This window comes from Halopseudomonas sp. (genome assembly GCF_036960865.1).
GTDB lineage: Bacteria > Pseudomonadota > Gammaproteobacteria > Pseudomonadales > Pseudomonadaceae > Halopseudomonas.
Map to the genome: position 1 here is coordinate 114,830 of NZ_JBALWE010000012.1, position 13,988 is coordinate 128,817.

15 protein-coding genes are annotated in these 13,988 nt (G+C 62.0%); 6 read left to right on the forward strand and 9 right to left on the reverse strand.

What is annotated here, in order from left to right; genetic code table 11:
* Window positions 1–4: 4 nt before the first annotated feature.
* Window positions 5–562, reverse strand: coding sequence for a hypoxanthine-guanine phosphoribosyltransferase (locus V7747_RS16740; RefSeq protein WP_335617155.1), 558 nt, complete (start codon window positions 560–562; stop codon window positions 5–7).
* 183 nt (window positions 563–745) lie between these two features.
* Here V7747_RS16740 and upp point away from each other — a divergent pair, with 183 nt between their 5' ends.
* A complete protein-coding gene (upp, locus tag V7747_RS16745) occupies window positions 746–1,387 on the forward strand; it encodes a uracil phosphoribosyltransferase (protein ID WP_335617156.1) in 642 nt (213 codons plus the stop codon).
* Complete coding sequence (locus V7747_RS16750; protein ID WP_335617157.1) at window positions 1,387–2,634, forward strand: uracil-xanthine permease family protein; 1,248 nt, start codon at window positions 1,387–1,389, stop codon at window positions 2,632–2,634. The genes upp and V7747_RS16750 overlap by 1 nt, the downstream gene beginning before the upstream one ends.
* Before the next feature lie 6 nt (window positions 2,635–2,640).
* On the opposite strand, the gene V7747_RS16755 is transcribed toward V7747_RS16750, so the two are convergent.
* The 6 genes from V7747_RS16755 to V7747_RS16780 all read right to left on the reverse strand — a co-directional run bounded on the left by V7747_RS16755 (window position 2,641) and on the right by V7747_RS16780 (window position 8,839).
* Entirely contained in the window at window positions 2,641–3,039 is a 399-nt protein-coding gene (locus V7747_RS16755) for a type IV pilin protein (RefSeq protein ID WP_335617158.1), read from the reverse strand.
* On the reverse strand, window positions 3,036–5,951 hold the full coding sequence (locus V7747_RS16760; protein ID WP_335617159.1) for a PilC/PilY family type IV pilus protein: 2,916 nt from the start codon (window positions 5,949–5,951) through the stop codon (window positions 3,036–3,038). The genes V7747_RS16755 and V7747_RS16760 overlap by 4 nt, the downstream gene beginning before the upstream one ends.
* Window positions 5,932–6,435 carry a pilus assembly PilX family protein gene (locus V7747_RS16765; RefSeq protein WP_335617160.1) on the reverse strand — a complete coding sequence of 168 codons (504 nt, stop codon included), beginning with the start codon at window positions 6,433–6,435 and terminating at the stop codon, window positions 5,932–5,934. Before V7747_RS16765 ends, V7747_RS16760 begins: the two co-directional genes overlap by 20 nt.
* Before the next feature lie 16 nt (window positions 6,436–6,451).
* A complete protein-coding gene (locus tag V7747_RS16770) occupies window positions 6,452–7,222 on the reverse strand; it encodes a PilW family protein (RefSeq protein ID WP_335617161.1) in 771 nt (256 codons plus the stop codon).
* Complete coding sequence (gene pilV, locus V7747_RS16775) at window positions 7,219–7,695, reverse strand: type IV pilus modification protein PilV (RefSeq protein ID WP_335617162.1); 477 nt, start codon at window positions 7,693–7,695, stop codon at window positions 7,219–7,221. The genes V7747_RS16770 and pilV overlap by 4 nt, the downstream gene beginning before the upstream one ends.
* 181 nt (window positions 7,696–7,876) lie before the next feature.
* A complete protein-coding gene (locus V7747_RS16780; RefSeq protein WP_335617163.1) occupies window positions 7,877–8,839 on the reverse strand; it encodes a 2-hydroxyacid dehydrogenase in 963 nt (320 codons plus the stop codon).
* A gap of 65 nt (window positions 8,840–8,904) precedes the next feature.
* On the opposite strand from V7747_RS16780, the gene V7747_RS16785 reads away from it, so the two are divergent.
* Window positions 8,905–9,543, forward strand: a complete 639-nt coding sequence (locus V7747_RS16785; RefSeq protein ID WP_335617164.1) for a LysE family transporter — start codon at window positions 8,905–8,907, stop codon at window positions 9,541–9,543.
* 21 nt (window positions 9,544–9,564) lie between these two features.
* On the opposite strand, the gene hemH is transcribed toward V7747_RS16785, so the two are convergent.
* Together hemH and V7747_RS16795 are read right to left on the reverse strand one after the other, a co-directional pair.
* A complete protein-coding gene (gene hemH / locus V7747_RS16790) occupies window positions 9,565–10,587 on the reverse strand; it encodes a ferrochelatase (protein ID WP_335617165.1) in 1,023 nt (340 codons plus the stop codon).
* A 24-nt stretch (window positions 10,588–10,611) separates the two neighbouring features.
* Window positions 10,612–11,511 carry a TIGR01777 family oxidoreductase gene (locus tag V7747_RS16795; RefSeq protein ID WP_335617166.1) on the reverse strand — a complete coding sequence of 300 codons (900 nt, stop codon included), beginning with the start codon at window positions 11,509–11,511 and terminating at the stop codon, window positions 10,612–10,614.
* Window positions 11,512–11,698: 187 nt separating this feature from the next.
* Here V7747_RS16795 and V7747_RS16800 point away from each other — a divergent pair, with 187 nt between their 5' ends.
* The 3 genes from V7747_RS16800 (at window position 11,699) to V7747_RS16810 (ending at window position 13,984) form a co-directional block, all read left to right on the forward strand.
* Window positions 11,699–12,685, forward strand: coding sequence for an NAD(P)/FAD-dependent oxidoreductase (locus V7747_RS16800; protein WP_335617167.1), 987 nt, complete (start codon window positions 11,699–11,701; stop codon window positions 12,683–12,685).
* A complete protein-coding gene (locus tag V7747_RS16805; RefSeq protein WP_335617168.1) occupies window positions 12,682–12,909 on the forward strand; it encodes a TIGR02450 family Trp-rich protein in 228 nt (75 codons plus the stop codon). Before V7747_RS16800 ends, V7747_RS16805 begins: the two co-directional genes overlap by 4 nt.
* A gap of 112 nt (window positions 12,910–13,021) precedes the next feature.
* Complete coding sequence (locus V7747_RS16810; RefSeq protein ID WP_335617169.1) at window positions 13,022–13,984, forward strand: YbgA family protein; 963 nt, start codon at window positions 13,022–13,024, stop codon at window positions 13,982–13,984.
* The last annotated feature ends 4 nt before the right edge of the window (window positions 13,985–13,988 follow it).

The window sequence follows — 13,988 nt, forward strand, 5'->3', positions numbered from 1 at the left end:
CGGTTCAATGCCCCTTGAGCGCGAAGATACCGGCAGCGTTGCGCCAGTAACCCTTGTAATCCAGACCATAGCCGAAGATATAACGGTCTTCGACGTCCAGCCCGGTAAAGTCGGCGCGCATGCCGGCGTAGGCCTTGCGGTCGTGCTGCTTGTCGAGCAGAACGGCGGTGTAAACCTTCTCGGCGCCGGCATCGCGACAGTACTCGACGATGGCGGCCAGGGTGTGGCCCTCATCCAGAATATCGTCAACGATCAACACCGTGCGCCCCACCAGCGAATGCTCCGCGCGCGCCTTCCAGAACAGCTCGCCGCCAGACAGCTTGTTGCGGTAACGGGTGGCGTGCAGATAGCTCACTTCCATCGGAAAAGGCAGCTTGGGCAGCAGCTTGCCGGTGATGATCAGGCCGCCGTTCATGACGCTGTAAACGATCGGATTACTGTCTGCCAGCTCGGTACAGATAGCGGCCGCCATACTGTCCAGCGCCGTCTCGACTTCCGCCTCGCTGAACAGGCAATCTGCCTCGGCCATGACCTGTTTGATGTGTTGCAGATCTGCCGACATGCAGAACCTCCGGGAATAAATGAATACTGAATAACAGTGGGATGAAATTGAAGGGGGCGCAAAATACTGCTGTTGTGCCTGATGCGCAAGTATAACGGAGGTTTCCGGAAGATGACCGCCTGATCACATTGGTTTAGGCTATAGCAGTATTTTTCCGCGCCCGCCTGCACGAGAGAGCCAGCAATGAATGTCAAAGAGATCCGCCACCCCCTGATTCGCCACAAACTCGGCCTGATGCGCCGCGACGATATCAGCACCAAGAACTTTCGTGAACTGGCGCAGGAAGTTGCTGCGCTATTGACCTACGAGGCCACACAGGACATGCCGGTCGAGGCCCATACCATTCAGGGTTGGTGTGGCGATGTGGAGGTGGAAAAGCTGAGTGGCAAGAAAGTCACCGTGGTGCCTATCCTGCGTGCCGGCCTGGGCATGCTCGACGGGGTGCTCAGCTTGATTCCCAGCGCCAAGGTCAGCGTGATCGGTCTGGCGCGCAACGAGGAAACCTTGGAAGCCGACACCTATCTGGAAAAACTGGTGGGCGAGCTGAACCAACGTACCGCACTGATCATTGACCCCATGCTGGCCACCGGCGGCTCCATGGTCGCTACCATCGACATGTTGAAAAAAGCTGGCGCCCGCGAGATTCGGGCACTGGTCCTAGTCGCCGCACCCGAAGGGATCGCCCGCGTCAATGCAGCACACCCCGAGGTAGCCATTTACACCGCCTCGGTCGACCAGCGCCTCAACGAGCACGGCTATATCATTCCTGGTCTGGGCGACGCCGGAGACAAGATCTTTGGCACCAAGCAGAAGGATATCGTCTGATGGAAGGTGTTCAGACCCACGGCTGGCGTACCGCGCTGGCCGGATCGCAGATGCTGTTTGTCGCCTTTGGCGCCCTGGTGCTGATGCCACTGATTACTGGTATGGACCCGAGCGTCGCGCTCTTCACGGCGGGCATCGGCACCTTGCTGTTCCAGTTCACTACCCGCCGCCAGATTCCGATCTTCCTGGCTTCCAGCTTTGCCTTTATCGCCCCCATTCTTTACAGCAATCAGACCTGGGGCCTGCCTGCAACGCTTGGCGGCCTGCTGGCTGCCGGCCTGGTGTACATCCTGCTGAGCCTGGTGATTCGTTGGCGTGGGCCCGGCTTTATCCAGCGCCTGTTGCCACCGGTGGTCGTTGGCCCGGTCATCATGGTGATTGGTCTCGGGTTGGCTTCGGTGGCTGTCAACATGGCGATGGGCAAGGCCGGTGACGGCAGCGCACAACTGGTCGACAGCAACCTGGCCCTGATTATTTCCATGTCGGCGCTGGCGACCACCATAGTGGTGGCGGTGTTTGCCAAGGGTATCTTCCGTCTGGTGCCGATTCTGGCCGGGGTACTGGTGGGCTACAGCCTGTCATGGCTGCTCGGCGTGGTCAGCTTTGACACCGTAGGTGCAGCGCCCTGGCTCGCGGTACCGCAGTTTGTTACCCCCGAGTTCCAGCTGGCTGCAGTGCTGTTCATGATCCCAGTGGCCATTGCGCCAGCGATTGAACACATTGGCGACGTGTTGGCAATTGGTGGCGTGACCGGCAAGGATTACCTGAAGAAACCCGGCCTGCAGAACACCCTGCTGGGTGACGGCATTGCCACCTCGGCGGCAGCGCTATTTGGCGGCCCGCCCAACACCACCTACTCAGAGGTGACTGGCGCGGTCATGCTGACCCGCAACTTCAACCCCAATGTCATGATCTGGGCGGCAGTCTTTGCCATTGCGCTGGCCTTTGTCGACAAGTTTGGCGCGGTACTGCTAGGTATGCCGGTACCGGTGATGGGTGGCATTCTCTGCCTGCTGTTCGGCTCCATCGCGGTCGTCGGCATGAATACGCTGATTCGCCACCAGATTGACCTGTCGCAGGCGCGCAACCTGTGCATCGTTTCGGTCACCCTGGTGTTCGGCATTGGCGGCATGGTCATCGGCAATGACAGCTTCAGCCTGCAGGGCATCAGCCTGTGCGGTGTCGTTGCCATCGCCCTGAACCTGCTATTGCCGCAAGCCAGAGACGAAGCTGGCCTGGCAGAGTAATCCCTTTCAGCGGCGCCAGCAGCGACTGTCTGCTGGCGTGCGCTGTCCTACTTGGTTGAGGCTGTAACTGGCACAGGCATCCTCCACCATCGGACCGCCCGCTACCGCATCCGCACGCAACTCGTAGACCTCTCGGTCGCGCGTCAGACTAAGCCGATAGACCGCCCTGCCATTGGCTGGACTCTGCTGCTGCAAGCCTTCCACCGTACCCACCGCGTAGTTGCCCTGACGGGCAAAGTGGCGTTCCAGCCGATGGGCGTTCTGCAACAGCAAACCGGTCACCTCGGCGCGATGCGCCTTGCGTACATGTTCCAGATAGGACGGGTACGCCACCGCCGATAGCAGACCGACGATCACAACCGCTACCAGCAGCTCGATCAGGGTGAAGCCACGTTGTCCGCTCACAGCAGCTGCCGCCAGAGAATACGCCGGAACTGGCAGTGCGCCTGCCCCTGAACGGCGGTTGGTCCCGCTGAACCCTGTACCAGATACACCTCGGGATTGCAGTCGGTCTGCGCTTCACTTGCCTGCTCTGCAGGCAGATCAAGCACGCTCAGCTCGCCCGGCAGACCGATATCCAACCGCAGCCCGGCGGCGGGCTGGTCCTGATCGCCGACCTGCCCGTCAGCATTGGTGTCCATGGTCGCAATCGGCAGCATGGCACCGGTATCCAGCGCCAACGACATCAACCAACCTCCGCTACGGGTGACGCAGGGGTCAGCAGCACCGTCCTGCAAAAAACCGGTACTGAACAACACCCGCGAATCCTTGATGCGCGCCGCCCGGTGCGCCTTCTCACCTGGCCCCGGCAGCGTCAAACGCCAACCGTAGTGCCGTGTCCAATCCACCAATTCGGCGCTGGAACGACGCATGGCAGGCGCGCCGTCTTCTCCGGCGGCTTCCTCCAGTATCCGCTGCTCCTGCAGCTGCGCCGGAGTCAGCCCGCCGCTCGGCACCTGCGGTGCGTCCAACACGGCGTAGAACGCCTGGCTGCGGGTATCGGTCAAATCCGCAGGCTGCAGAAACTGGCCGGTACCAAACAACAACAGGTCGGCGCCGGCCTGAGCACTGGTGTGTAATACCGGCGCCACACTGATCGGCTGCCCGCCTGCAGCGGTGAACAACGGGGTGCCAGCATGGGCGATGGTCCAGTGATGATAGTCGGCATCACTCAGATCGAACTTCCACAACTGCCCGTGCTGATCGCCGGCGAAGCCCGCCATCAGGACGCCCTGCTCATCACGTTGCAGGGTCAGTCCAGCCAGACCGTTGAGCTCCGTCGCGTCGGCACGGTCACTCACCTCAATGCGGTGCAGCAACTGCCCGGTAAAAGCATCCACCACCAACAGCGCCGCCTTGCCACTGGTACTGCCATAACCGTTACCGGTCAGCAACAACGCCTGACCGGCCACGGTCACTAGCTGCGGCTCGGCATATACATAACCCAGCGCTCCCCAGCCGGGCTGATCGGCATTCACCTCCCAAAGCAGCTCCGGTTCAGCGTAGGACGCGCCGGGCCGCAGCAACTGCAGCGCAAACAGAGCCTTGCCACCAGCGCCAAGCCCACCGGCCGCCAGAGTAGACCAACCCGCAGGCAGCTCGACATCAGCCACACCAATTCGCCCATCGACACCACTCAGGTGGCGCGTGCCTCGCCCATACTCAGGCCTTGCCCATGCGCCCAGACGAGAGTGCAAGGTAGCGGGCAGATAGGCATACAGCTGCTTGCCCTGATCATTAAAAGCCCGCACAAAACCATCGTTGGCACCCAACAGGATAAGTTCGGGCAGCGCTTGGCGCCTGACCAGATAGGACGTATAGCGGTCGCTTTGATTGATCGCGGCAGCAGTGGCCGACAGCAGCACCGGCCCGGCATTGAGCACATCGCCCAGCAGCTGACGACGTTGTCTCAGGTCGGCCACACGCTGGCCGCGCGCCCAGTCGAGCAGCTGTTGACCGGCGCTCGCCCCATTCAGCCCTGCCTCCTCAGCGGCGGCGCTTAACGCGGATTGCTGCTTACTCGACAGTTGGTTGAAGGTACCGCCATTGAGCGTTGTCGCCTGCCCTCCAACCCCCTCGTCAGCCCAGCGCCAGGTCTGCTGACGGCCAAGGCTCTGCCCCGGATTAAGCGTGTTGTCAGTGCTCCATAGCTCCCGCGCCGGCAGCGCCTGGGCGTTGAGCACGTGGGCACTCAAGCTGCCACTCCAGCCGGCGGGATCGTAGCGGGTCTGATAATAACGACTGCTGCCGGCTTGCAGCTGCGTGTCAGCAACGGCCGCGCCACCGCCCGAGCCCGGCGTAGTGGCGACATCCACCAGAGCATCATTCATGGCCCGGCGCAGGGTCACGGCATCGGTAACCGACGCGTAGTGGCCGCCGCCGGCCAGTGCCGCCGCTCGCAGGCGAGGATCATCCAGTTCGAAGCCGACGATAAAGGTCTGCAGCCGCTGCCGTACAAAGGCGGGATCATCCCAACTCTGCCCAGCTGCGTCATGACCCGCAGCGGCCGTCCGCAGATCGATCTGATAGCCGAAAGCCGCCATGTCGTCCAGATAAAAGCTGCTGCCCTCGGCCATGGCGTGACCACCATCCAGGTCGTTGGCCGGATCCCGATCCCAGTCGGGCAAGTGAAAGCCACCGATCTCGTCGCGGCGCCGTCCATCCGGCTCCTGTGCCAGGCTGGTTGGAAACTCGCGATCGTAGGTAGGCAAACCATCCGTCAGCAGCAGGGCGGCATTGCGCTGGCAGCGATACTCAAGCGGACTGTTGAAGACGGTGCGTTCCAGCTCACCCCGCGACTGCGGATAGAAGGCGCGCATGCCGCGCAGATAACGAGTCACCTCATAGTAGGTTTCGGCGAGTGGCGTCCAGGTCCAGGCATCGCGGTCGTCGCCCGCAGCCGGGGTCAAAGCGTCCATCGCGCTTTCCAGGCGTGCCAGGTGCCGCTGACCCGAGGGCGTGTCTGCGGCGATGCTATCGACCGCGACCAACAGTTCGCCGCCAGGCGCATCCCTACCGAGATCGCCACGCCCCTCGCTAGGGCGGAAGGCGAACAGACCAAAGCGCAGATGCCGATGCTCCGCCATAACCTCGCGCGCCGTGCGCCGCGCCACCTCCAGCCGCGTTTCATCACCGACCTGATTCATCACCATACTGGAGGAGTTGTCCAGCACCAGTACCACGTTGGCTGGCGCCGTCGCGGCGGCAGAAACAGGACCACTCAATGGTGTAAAGGCCTGCGCGTTCGCCACCAGGGACAAGCCCAGCACGAACATCAACAGCGTTGTCAGGGGGTGATCAGAGCCGCGTATGCGCATAGGTCGCCTCCACTACCGTGCGGCTGTTGCCGCTTTGGCTGAGGACCGACACACGATACAAGGTGCTCGGCGAGCTGACTTCGACACGAACCGGAATGGCGCTACTGCCTATGCGTTCCAGGCGATACCAGAGCTGTATGTCGCCGGCCTGCAAACCCAGACTCTCACGCGCAGCGGCGGGCAAGCTCTGCCAGCTGGCAGCAAAGGCTTCGGCCTCCTGCGCGGACACACTGCCCTCACCGCAAGGCGCATGCCCACAGCGGCTGGCCGGAAGGTGCATGGCATGCTGCCGCAACTGCCGCTCCACCCAGCGCACACCAGCTTCAGCAGCCTGGAAGCTGAGAGTACGCTGGTGCAGATTGGCCACCATACGCTCCTGACTGGTTGCCGAGCGCACCCCGGCCAACGCCGCCAGCGACAGCAATAATAAAAATACCAGACTGACCATCAACGCCGCGCCGCGTTGATTACACACGCTCTCCATGTCAAACCTCCCTGTTTCAATCGAGCCTGTTACGCACCGAAACGACCTGTACATAGCGTTGCCGCTGCACGCCTTCCTGCGTCTTGGCACCGGGTTTGTCGCTGAGCAGCAAAGCCACCCGGACACTACGAATGCGGGCTGCCTGCGCAGCACCGATAACATCCTGGTAGGTGCCAACCATGGCGGCGGATTGCGGCTCGGCGGCCACGCCAAAGCTCAGCGTAAAATCCGCCACGCCTTCAATCAGCGTTTCAAAGTTACCCTTTCCATTAGTGCGCACCTGGATACGCTGGTCCTTCTGACGGTATTCCAGCAACCGCAGCGGGATCAGCAGGTCGCCGGGTTGCGGTGCCACGGGTACATCGCCCTCGCCCACCGCCAGCCGATCAAGACAATTGCTCACCAGCAACCAACGCGCACCGTACTCCTCGGCACTGACCTCTCCCACTGGCGGCGTGGCCGCGACGGGCAGGGCAGTAATCAGGCGCAATACCGTCTGTTCATAGGTAATGGGGCTGTTCAGCTCTGCCGGCACGGTTTCCCGCTCCGCCCGCGGCAAACGCTGCAGGTCGAGACAGCCGAACTGACCCGCCAAACGGATATCCTGTGCCAGACGCCCGAGCAGAAAACGCGCGTTTTCCTGCATTGCCGCCGAGCGCTGCTGCATGGCAAAGCTATCCTTGCTGACGAGGAACACCTGCAGCACACCCAGCGTCAGCATCAGTCCCAGCACCATAGCAATCAGCAGTTCAACCAGGCTGAAGCCGTCCAAGCGCCGCGCGCTCATGGCTGCGCCCTGATCAATGCGCTGACGTGCAACTCGGCGTCCAGCGCACCAGCAAACTGCCGGGCTTCAGACCACCGCAGCTGCACGCTTGCCAACCCTTCATGCAAGGATAGGCGGGCACGGCCCGACGGCAGCTCACAGGTTACCGCGCGGGTGAAGTCGAGTTTGTCCTGTGTCAGTACGCTGTCGGCGGTGACGGCCAGCCGGTGGGCTATCGCCTGCTCGCAGTCACCCTCGACCGTCATACCGTAGAGAGCCAGTTGCTCCGGGTTAGCGCGCAAACGTTCCAGCATGTCCTGCGCCAGCAAGCTGGCATGGGTCGCGTGCAGAGAGCCGCTTTGATAACGCAGTGCGCTGAGTTGCAAGGAGGCGGCGCCGAGGATGCCGAGCGCCAGCACCAGCACGGCAACCAGCACTTCAAGCAGCGAAAAGCCGCGCGCAGCGGCTATTTGAGGAGGTAAAAAAGACGACATGTTCAGCTATTCCGGCTCCGGGAAACAGGCCGGGACAGCTGAACCTCGGCAGTGGTCATCCATTGACTGCCACTACCCTAGCGGCGGAGGCCAGGACACTCATCACCCATTTGGGTTAGGGCCGCGCACAGCATGCGCAACCCTCGACATTCGTCTTGCCACTGCCGCGGCGCACTGAACCTCAGTTCACGCGACGCAGCACCTGCCCTTGCATAAATGCGTGCAGATTGTCCGCCAGTTGTCCAACGATCCGCTGACGCGCCTCACGACTGCCCCAAGCGCTGTGCGGCGTGATAACCAAATTGGGGATTTGCGGCTCGAGCAGCGGGTTGCCGTCGCGCGGCGGCTCGGTCGTCAGCACATCGCACGCAGCGCCACCCAGGTGGCCTGCGCGTAGGCTGTCAGCGAGGGCCTGCTCATTGACCAGCCCACCGCGTCCGGCGTTGATCAACAGGCTGCCCTTGCGCATGCTTGCCAATTGCGCGGCACCAATCAGATCACGCGTATGCTCGGTCAGCGGGCAGTGCAGGCTGAGCACATCAATCTGTTCCAGCAGAGCCGTCAGGCCAGGCCGGTCTTCACGTTCGCGGCCCGGCAGTGCGCCCACCAGCACGCGCATGCCAAAGGCCTCCGCCAGCCGCGCCACCGCCTGACCCAGCTCACCATAGCCGAGGATGCCCAAAGTGCGCCCCGCCAGCTCACCGATAGGGTAGTCCAGCAGGCAGAATTGCTCGCTGCGTTGCCAAGCTCCGGCGCGTACGGCCTCGCGGTAGGATTCAAAGCGGGTGATCAGCACCAGCATGCACATCAGCGTGTGCTGTGCGACGGCCGGCGTACCGTAGCCCTGGCAGTTGCAGACCACGACGCCCCGTTCCGCCGCTGCCTTCAGATCCACGTTGTTGGTACCAGTGGCACTCAGCAGGATCAGTTTGAGCTGTGGGCAGGCGTCCATCACCGCAGCGTCGATCACTACCTTGTTGGTGACCACTACCTCAAACCCCTGCATGCGCTCGATGCGCTGTTCCTTGGTCGTCACCGCATGACTGGCGTATTGCGAAGCCTGTTCGCTCAGCGGCTGCATATCCAGGTCGCCCTGGTCCAGGGTGGATTGATCAAGAAAAACAATGGCTGGGCTGTTCTGCATGCTGGCTGTACCTATCAGTGTGCTGGTGTCGCGGCTAAAATGCCGGCTTACACAGGAGACCTGTAATGTATTGGAATGAATTCATGCTGGTGGCGCTGGTCCACCTGCTGGCGGTGATCAGCCCCGGACCGGACTTTGCCGTGGTGATTCGCAACAGCGTCAGCAGCGGAACCCGCGCTGGGCTGTTGACGGCGGTCGGGGTGGGCGGCGGCATTTTCGTGCACGTGGCCTACTCGCTGCTGGGCATTGGTCTGATTGTGTCGCAGTCGGTCTGGCTGTTCAATCTGATGAAGCTGCTGGCCGCGGCCTACCTGTTGTACATCGGCATACGGGCGCTGCAGGCCAAACCGCAATCGGCCACCCCAGCCGAACAGGAGGCCACGGCAAAACAGATGACCGCGCGCCAGGCACTGCTGCAAGGGTTCATCACCAACGGTCTGAACCCCAAAGCGACGCTGTTTTTTCTCTCACTGTTTACCGTCGTGATCAGCCACGACACGCCGCTGCCGATCCAGGCGGCCTATGGCATCTATCTGGCGGTAGCCACTGGGGCCTGGTTTTGCCTGGTCGCGCTGCTATTCAGCCGTCCAAGCGTGCGCCGCGGCTTCAACCGCATGGGGCACTGGTTTGATCGTTTGATGGGTACAGTGCTGATCGGACTGGGCCTGCACTTGGCACTGTCACAATGGTTCAAGCGCGGCTAAGCCGCGCCGCACCCGGCTTGCTCAGGCCAGCGCTGGCGTCTCTTCACTCCAGCGCTGCAGCACCTCTACCCAGTGGGCATCGTCATTCAGACAAGGCACCAACACCAACTCTTCACCACCGGCGGCAATGAACTGTTCGCGCGCCCGGTCGCCGATCTCCTCCAGCGTCTCGATGCAATCGGTCACAAAGGCCGGACACACCACCAGCAGGCGCTTCACACCCTGAGCTGCCAACTCGTCCAGCCGCGCCTCGGTATAGGGTTCAATCCACTTGTCACGCCCCAGTCGCGACTGAAACGATTGCGACCACTGATCGTCACGCAGACCCAAGCGTTGCGCCAGCGCCTTGCTTACGTAGGTACACTGCGCGCGATAACAGGTGGCATGTGCCGGCGAGGGGCGACTGCAGCAATCGGGCGATGAAAGACAATGGCCGCCGGTTGGATCGGCTTTGCGCAGATGCCTCTCCGGCAGACCGTGGTAACTCATCAGCAGGAAGTCAAAACCCTGCTCCAAATGCGGCCGCGTGGTTTGCGCCAGGGCATCCAGGTAGTCGCTACGGTCATAAAAAGGCGGCAGCACGTTCAGCTTGATCTGCAGCCCATGCGCGGCAATCACGCGCTTGGCCTCAACGATCGAAGTGGTGATAGTGCTGTCGGCAAACTGCGGGTACTGCGGCATGAACAGGACTTCACGCAGCCCTGGTTCGGCCGCCAGCTTGAGCAGGCCCTGCTCGATAGAGGGCTGGCCGTAGCGCATGGCCATTTCGACCGGCATCTTCAGCCGCGCCTGCAAGGCCTGCTGCACTCGCCGGGTAATCACCACCAGGGGCGAACCCTGCTCCCACCAGATGGACGCATAGGCGTGCGCTGAGGCCTTGGGCCTGGTCAGCAGAATCAGCCCCACCAGCAAGCGGCGCAACGGCCAAGGCAGATCCACCACATAAGGGTCCATCAGAAACTGATTCAGATAGCGGCGTACGTCGCTCACCTCAGTACTGCTGGGCGAACCCAGATTGACCAGTAACACACCCCGCTCCGACATCGAACACTCCCACGCTGCAATGATTCAGTTTGCTTTTGTCGCTGCCGCCAACGCTGTCTCCAGGCGCTGATAGCCGAAGTTGAAGCCTTGGTCCTGAGCCTTGGCCGGCAAGGCGCGCTGCCCGGTTAGCAGCAGGCGAGACATCTCGCCCAACGTCAACTTGAGCACAAAACCCGGCACTGGCAGTACCGCAGGGCGCCCCAATGCACGCCCCAACTCTTTCACAAACTCACGGTTGGTAACCGGGTGAGGCGCGCTGGCGTTGTAGGCACCGCGGCACTCAGGGTTCTGTAGCAGCCACACAATCAGCGCTACCACATCATCCAGATGCACCCACGGCATGTACTGTTCACCGCTGCCAATCGGGCCGCCAAGCCCCAATTTGAACGGCGGCTTGAGCCGCGCCAGAAAGCCACCTTCAGCGGCAACAACCAATCCGGTGCGCATGATACACAAACGCACGCCATAGGCAGTGACGCGTTTTGCCGCGGCTTCCCAGGCGTCGCAAAGGGTGTGGGTGTACTCCTTGTTGGCTGGACTCTGCTCGGTAATCGGCTCGCTACCGCCGTCGCCATACCAGCCTACGGCAGAGCCGCTGACCATGACCTGCGGTTTACGCGCCTGCTCACCGAGCCACTGCACCAGCCGCTCGGTCAACGACACCCGGCTGGCCCAGAGCACGGCCTTGCGTTTGGCCGTCCACGGTCGGTCCGCTACCGGCGCACCGGCCAGGTTCACCACCGCATCAAAGTGCTCACCGTCGAGCTGACTCAGTTCGGACACTCCGCGAACCTGAGCGCCGCACAGCGCAGGGACTTCTGCCGGGCGGCGACTCCACACGCTCACGCTGTGCCCCTCGGCCAGCAGCCGCCGACACAACGCGCGACCAATTAAACCCGTGCCGCCGGTAAGCAGTATGTTCATAAATACCCCCTGTCTCTGATTGAGCCAATAAAGCACCTATGCGCTTGTCTATCAAGCCGGCATCAAGCGCTATGCATAGTTGCCGAATCAGACTTTGCTGCTTGCAATTGACAGGGTATCTTATACAAAAAAAATTTTATGTATAATTTTTCCACTACTCATCACCTGCCCGTGATCAAGGATAACCATGAGCCAACCCCCCAGCGTCGCCATTATCGGCGCCGGCATGTCCGGACTCAGCGCCGCCACTCGGCTGCGCCAAGCCGACCTGCAGGTGACCTTGTTCGACAAGAGTCGAGGCAGCGGTGGCCGCATGAGCAGCAAACGAACTGAGCTGGGTACCTTTGACATGGGGACCCAATACTTCACTGCCCGCGATCCGGCTTTCGCCGCGGCAGTTGCCCAATGGCGCTCGGCAGGCTGGGTTGCCGAGTGGCAGCCGCGACTGTTTCGCTATGACGAGAATGGCCTGGCGCCATCTTCCGATCAGCAACAGCGTTTTGTCGGTAGCCCGCGCATGACGGCCCTCAGTCGCGGCCTGCTGGGCGATCTGCCGCTGCACAGCAATACACGCATCGAGCAGCTGCAACGTAGCGATCAGCAATGGTCGCTGCTCGACAGCGAGGGCAAGCGCTACGGCCCATTCGACTACGTGATAGTGGCGATCCCGCCAGCCCAGGCATTGCCGTTGATACGCGATGCAGCAGCATTGGCGGCACCCGCCGCACAAACTGAGATGGAACCGGGTTGGGCCGTAGCGCTGGCTTTCAGCGCCTCATTGAACCTGCCGTTCGACGCCGTATTCGTACGCAGTGGCCCGCTCGATTGGGTAGCGCGGGAGGCCAGCAAACCCGGGCGCGTGGAGGCGGAAACCTGGGTATTGCAATCGTCCCCGCGTTGGGCACACGCGCACCTCGACAGCGAACCACAAGCCGTTATCGGGGAGCTGCTGGGCGCCCTGCAAACCATGCTCGATGCGCCGCTACCCGCGCCGACGTTTCAGCACGCGCACCGCTGGCTGTATGCTCGCCCAGCCGCAATCAGTGACTGGGGCGCGCTCGCAGCACCAGCACAAGGCTTGTACACCTGCGGTGACTGGTGCCTTGGCGGCCGCCTGGAAGCGGCGTGGCTAAGCGGACAACACGCCGCCAAGGCGCTACTGGACGCCACATGAGCGCGCGCAACCCGTTTAACCCGCGCAAACTCCTGCACTCCAAATGGACGGCGGTACAACCGCAGCAGCGAGAAAAGCACTTCATGGTGACCGCCTGCCACTGGAGCGAAGACCAGAGCACCCTGTTGGGTATAGAGCTGCAGGCGGTACTCACCGGCACCTGTCGCCAACTCGACTGGCAGGCCCTGCGCGATAGCAGCCAATGGAAACAGGGCTGGAAATAAAAACCGCCAACACACTTGTACAAACACGCTACTGCTGTACACTTATTCTTGTACAAAAATAAGGCGGCGTACAACCAGCGTACCCCGCCCTCGGCTCAGGCAGAGGTGCAGCATGCAGGCAGAACCACAAACCCGCATCCCCGTCGGCATCAGTGAATGCCTGATTGGCTCGCCTGTGCGCTTCAACGCCAGCCACAAACATTCCCGCCTGTGCACCGAGCAACTCGGCCGCCTGTTTGAGCTAACGCCCTTCTGCCCCGAGGTCGCCATTGGCCTGAGCACCCCTCGCCAGCCCATCCGCCTGGTTGGCGAGCCCGAGGCCCCGAGAGTTATCGGCACCCGCAATCCGAGCCTCGATGTCACCGTACCGCTGCAGCATTACGCCGAACAGGTCAGCCAAGCCAATCCGCAACTTTGCGGGTTTATTCTCATGCAGAAGTCCCCGAGCTGCGGCATGGAGCGCGTAAAGGTCTACCGCGATAACGGCCACCCTGCGGATGCGCCCGGCAGCGGCGCCTTTGCCGCCCGCCTGATGGCACGCAATCCGCTGCTGCCGGTAGAAGAGGAAGGCCGGCTGCACGACCCGGTGCTGTGCGAAAATTTTGTTACGCGCGTCATCGTCTACGCCCAGTGGCAGGCGCTGCAAAGCGATGGCATATCCGCAGCCTCTTTGCTGCGCTTCCACGCGCGGCACAAGTATCTAGCGATGGCGCATCATCAGGGCCGGTACAGGGAATTGGGGGCGATGCTCGCCAATCTTCGCCAGCAAGACTTGCGCACCACCGCCACCGCATACTTCGCCCGCTTGATGCACTGCCTGAAAACACCGGCGCAGCGCGGCGGCCACTGCAACGCGTTGCAACACTTGGCCGGCCACTTCAAGCACGTGCTCAAGCCGCAGGAAAAACAGGAACTGCGCACACTGATCGACGACTATCGGCGCGGCACCATTCCGCTGGTCGTCCCCATTACGCTGCTCAAGCACCATCTGCTCAACCACCCGGACGGTTATCTGGTGGATCAAGCCTATCTGCAACCCCACCCGGCTGAGCTCAGCCTGCGCAACGCTATATAGGCCC

Bases quoted from the DNA above. Each gene is read 5' to 3' on its own strand.
- upp (WP_335617156.1), top strand. From the start codon at position 746: ATGAATGTCAAAGAGATCCGCCACCCCCTGATTCGCCACAAACTCGGC.
- V7747_RS16795 (WP_335617166.1), bottom strand. From the start codon at position 11,511: ATGAACATACTGCTTACCGGCGGCACGGGTTTAATTGGTCGCGCGTTG.
- V7747_RS16750 (WP_335617157.1), top strand. From the start codon at position 1,387: ATGGAAGGTGTTCAGACCCACGGCTGGCGTACCGCGCTGGCCGGATCG.
- pilV (WP_335617162.1), bottom strand. From the start codon at position 7,695: ATGTCGTCTTTTTTACCTCCTCAAATAGCCGCTGCGCGCGGCTTTTCG.
- V7747_RS16810 (WP_335617169.1), top strand. From the start codon at position 13,022: ATGCAGGCAGAACCACAAACCCGCATCCCCGTCGGCATCAGTGAATGC.
- V7747_RS16760 (WP_335617159.1), bottom strand. From the start codon at position 5,951: ATGCGCATACGCGGCTCTGATCACCCCCTGACAACGCTGTTGATGTTC.
- V7747_RS16770 (WP_335617161.1), bottom strand. From the start codon at position 7,222: ATGAGCGCGCGGCGCTTGGACGGCTTCAGCCTGGTTGAACTGCTGATT.
- V7747_RS16805 (WP_335617168.1), top strand. From the start codon at position 12,682: ATGAGCGCGCGCAACCCGTTTAACCCGCGCAAACTCCTGCACTCCAAA.
- V7747_RS16780 (WP_335617163.1), bottom strand. From the start codon at position 8,839: ATGCAGAACAGCCCAGCCATTGTTTTTCTTGATCAATCCACCCTGGAC.
- V7747_RS16785 (WP_335617164.1), top strand. From the start codon at position 8,905: ATGTATTGGAATGAATTCATGCTGGTGGCGCTGGTCCACCTGCTGGCG.
- hemH (WP_335617165.1), bottom strand. From the start codon at position 10,587: ATGTCGGAGCGGGGTGTGTTACTGGTCAATCTGGGTTCGCCCAGCAGT.
- V7747_RS16765 (WP_335617160.1), bottom strand. From the start codon at position 6,435: ATGGAGAGCGTGTGTAATCAACGCGGCGCGGCGTTGATGGTCAGTCTG.
- V7747_RS16740 (WP_335617155.1), bottom strand. From the start codon at position 562: ATGTCGGCAGATCTGCAACACATCAAACAGGTCATGGCCGAGGCAGAT.
- V7747_RS16800 (WP_335617167.1), top strand. From the start codon at position 11,699: ATGAGCCAACCCCCCAGCGTCGCCATTATCGGCGCCGGCATGTCCGGA.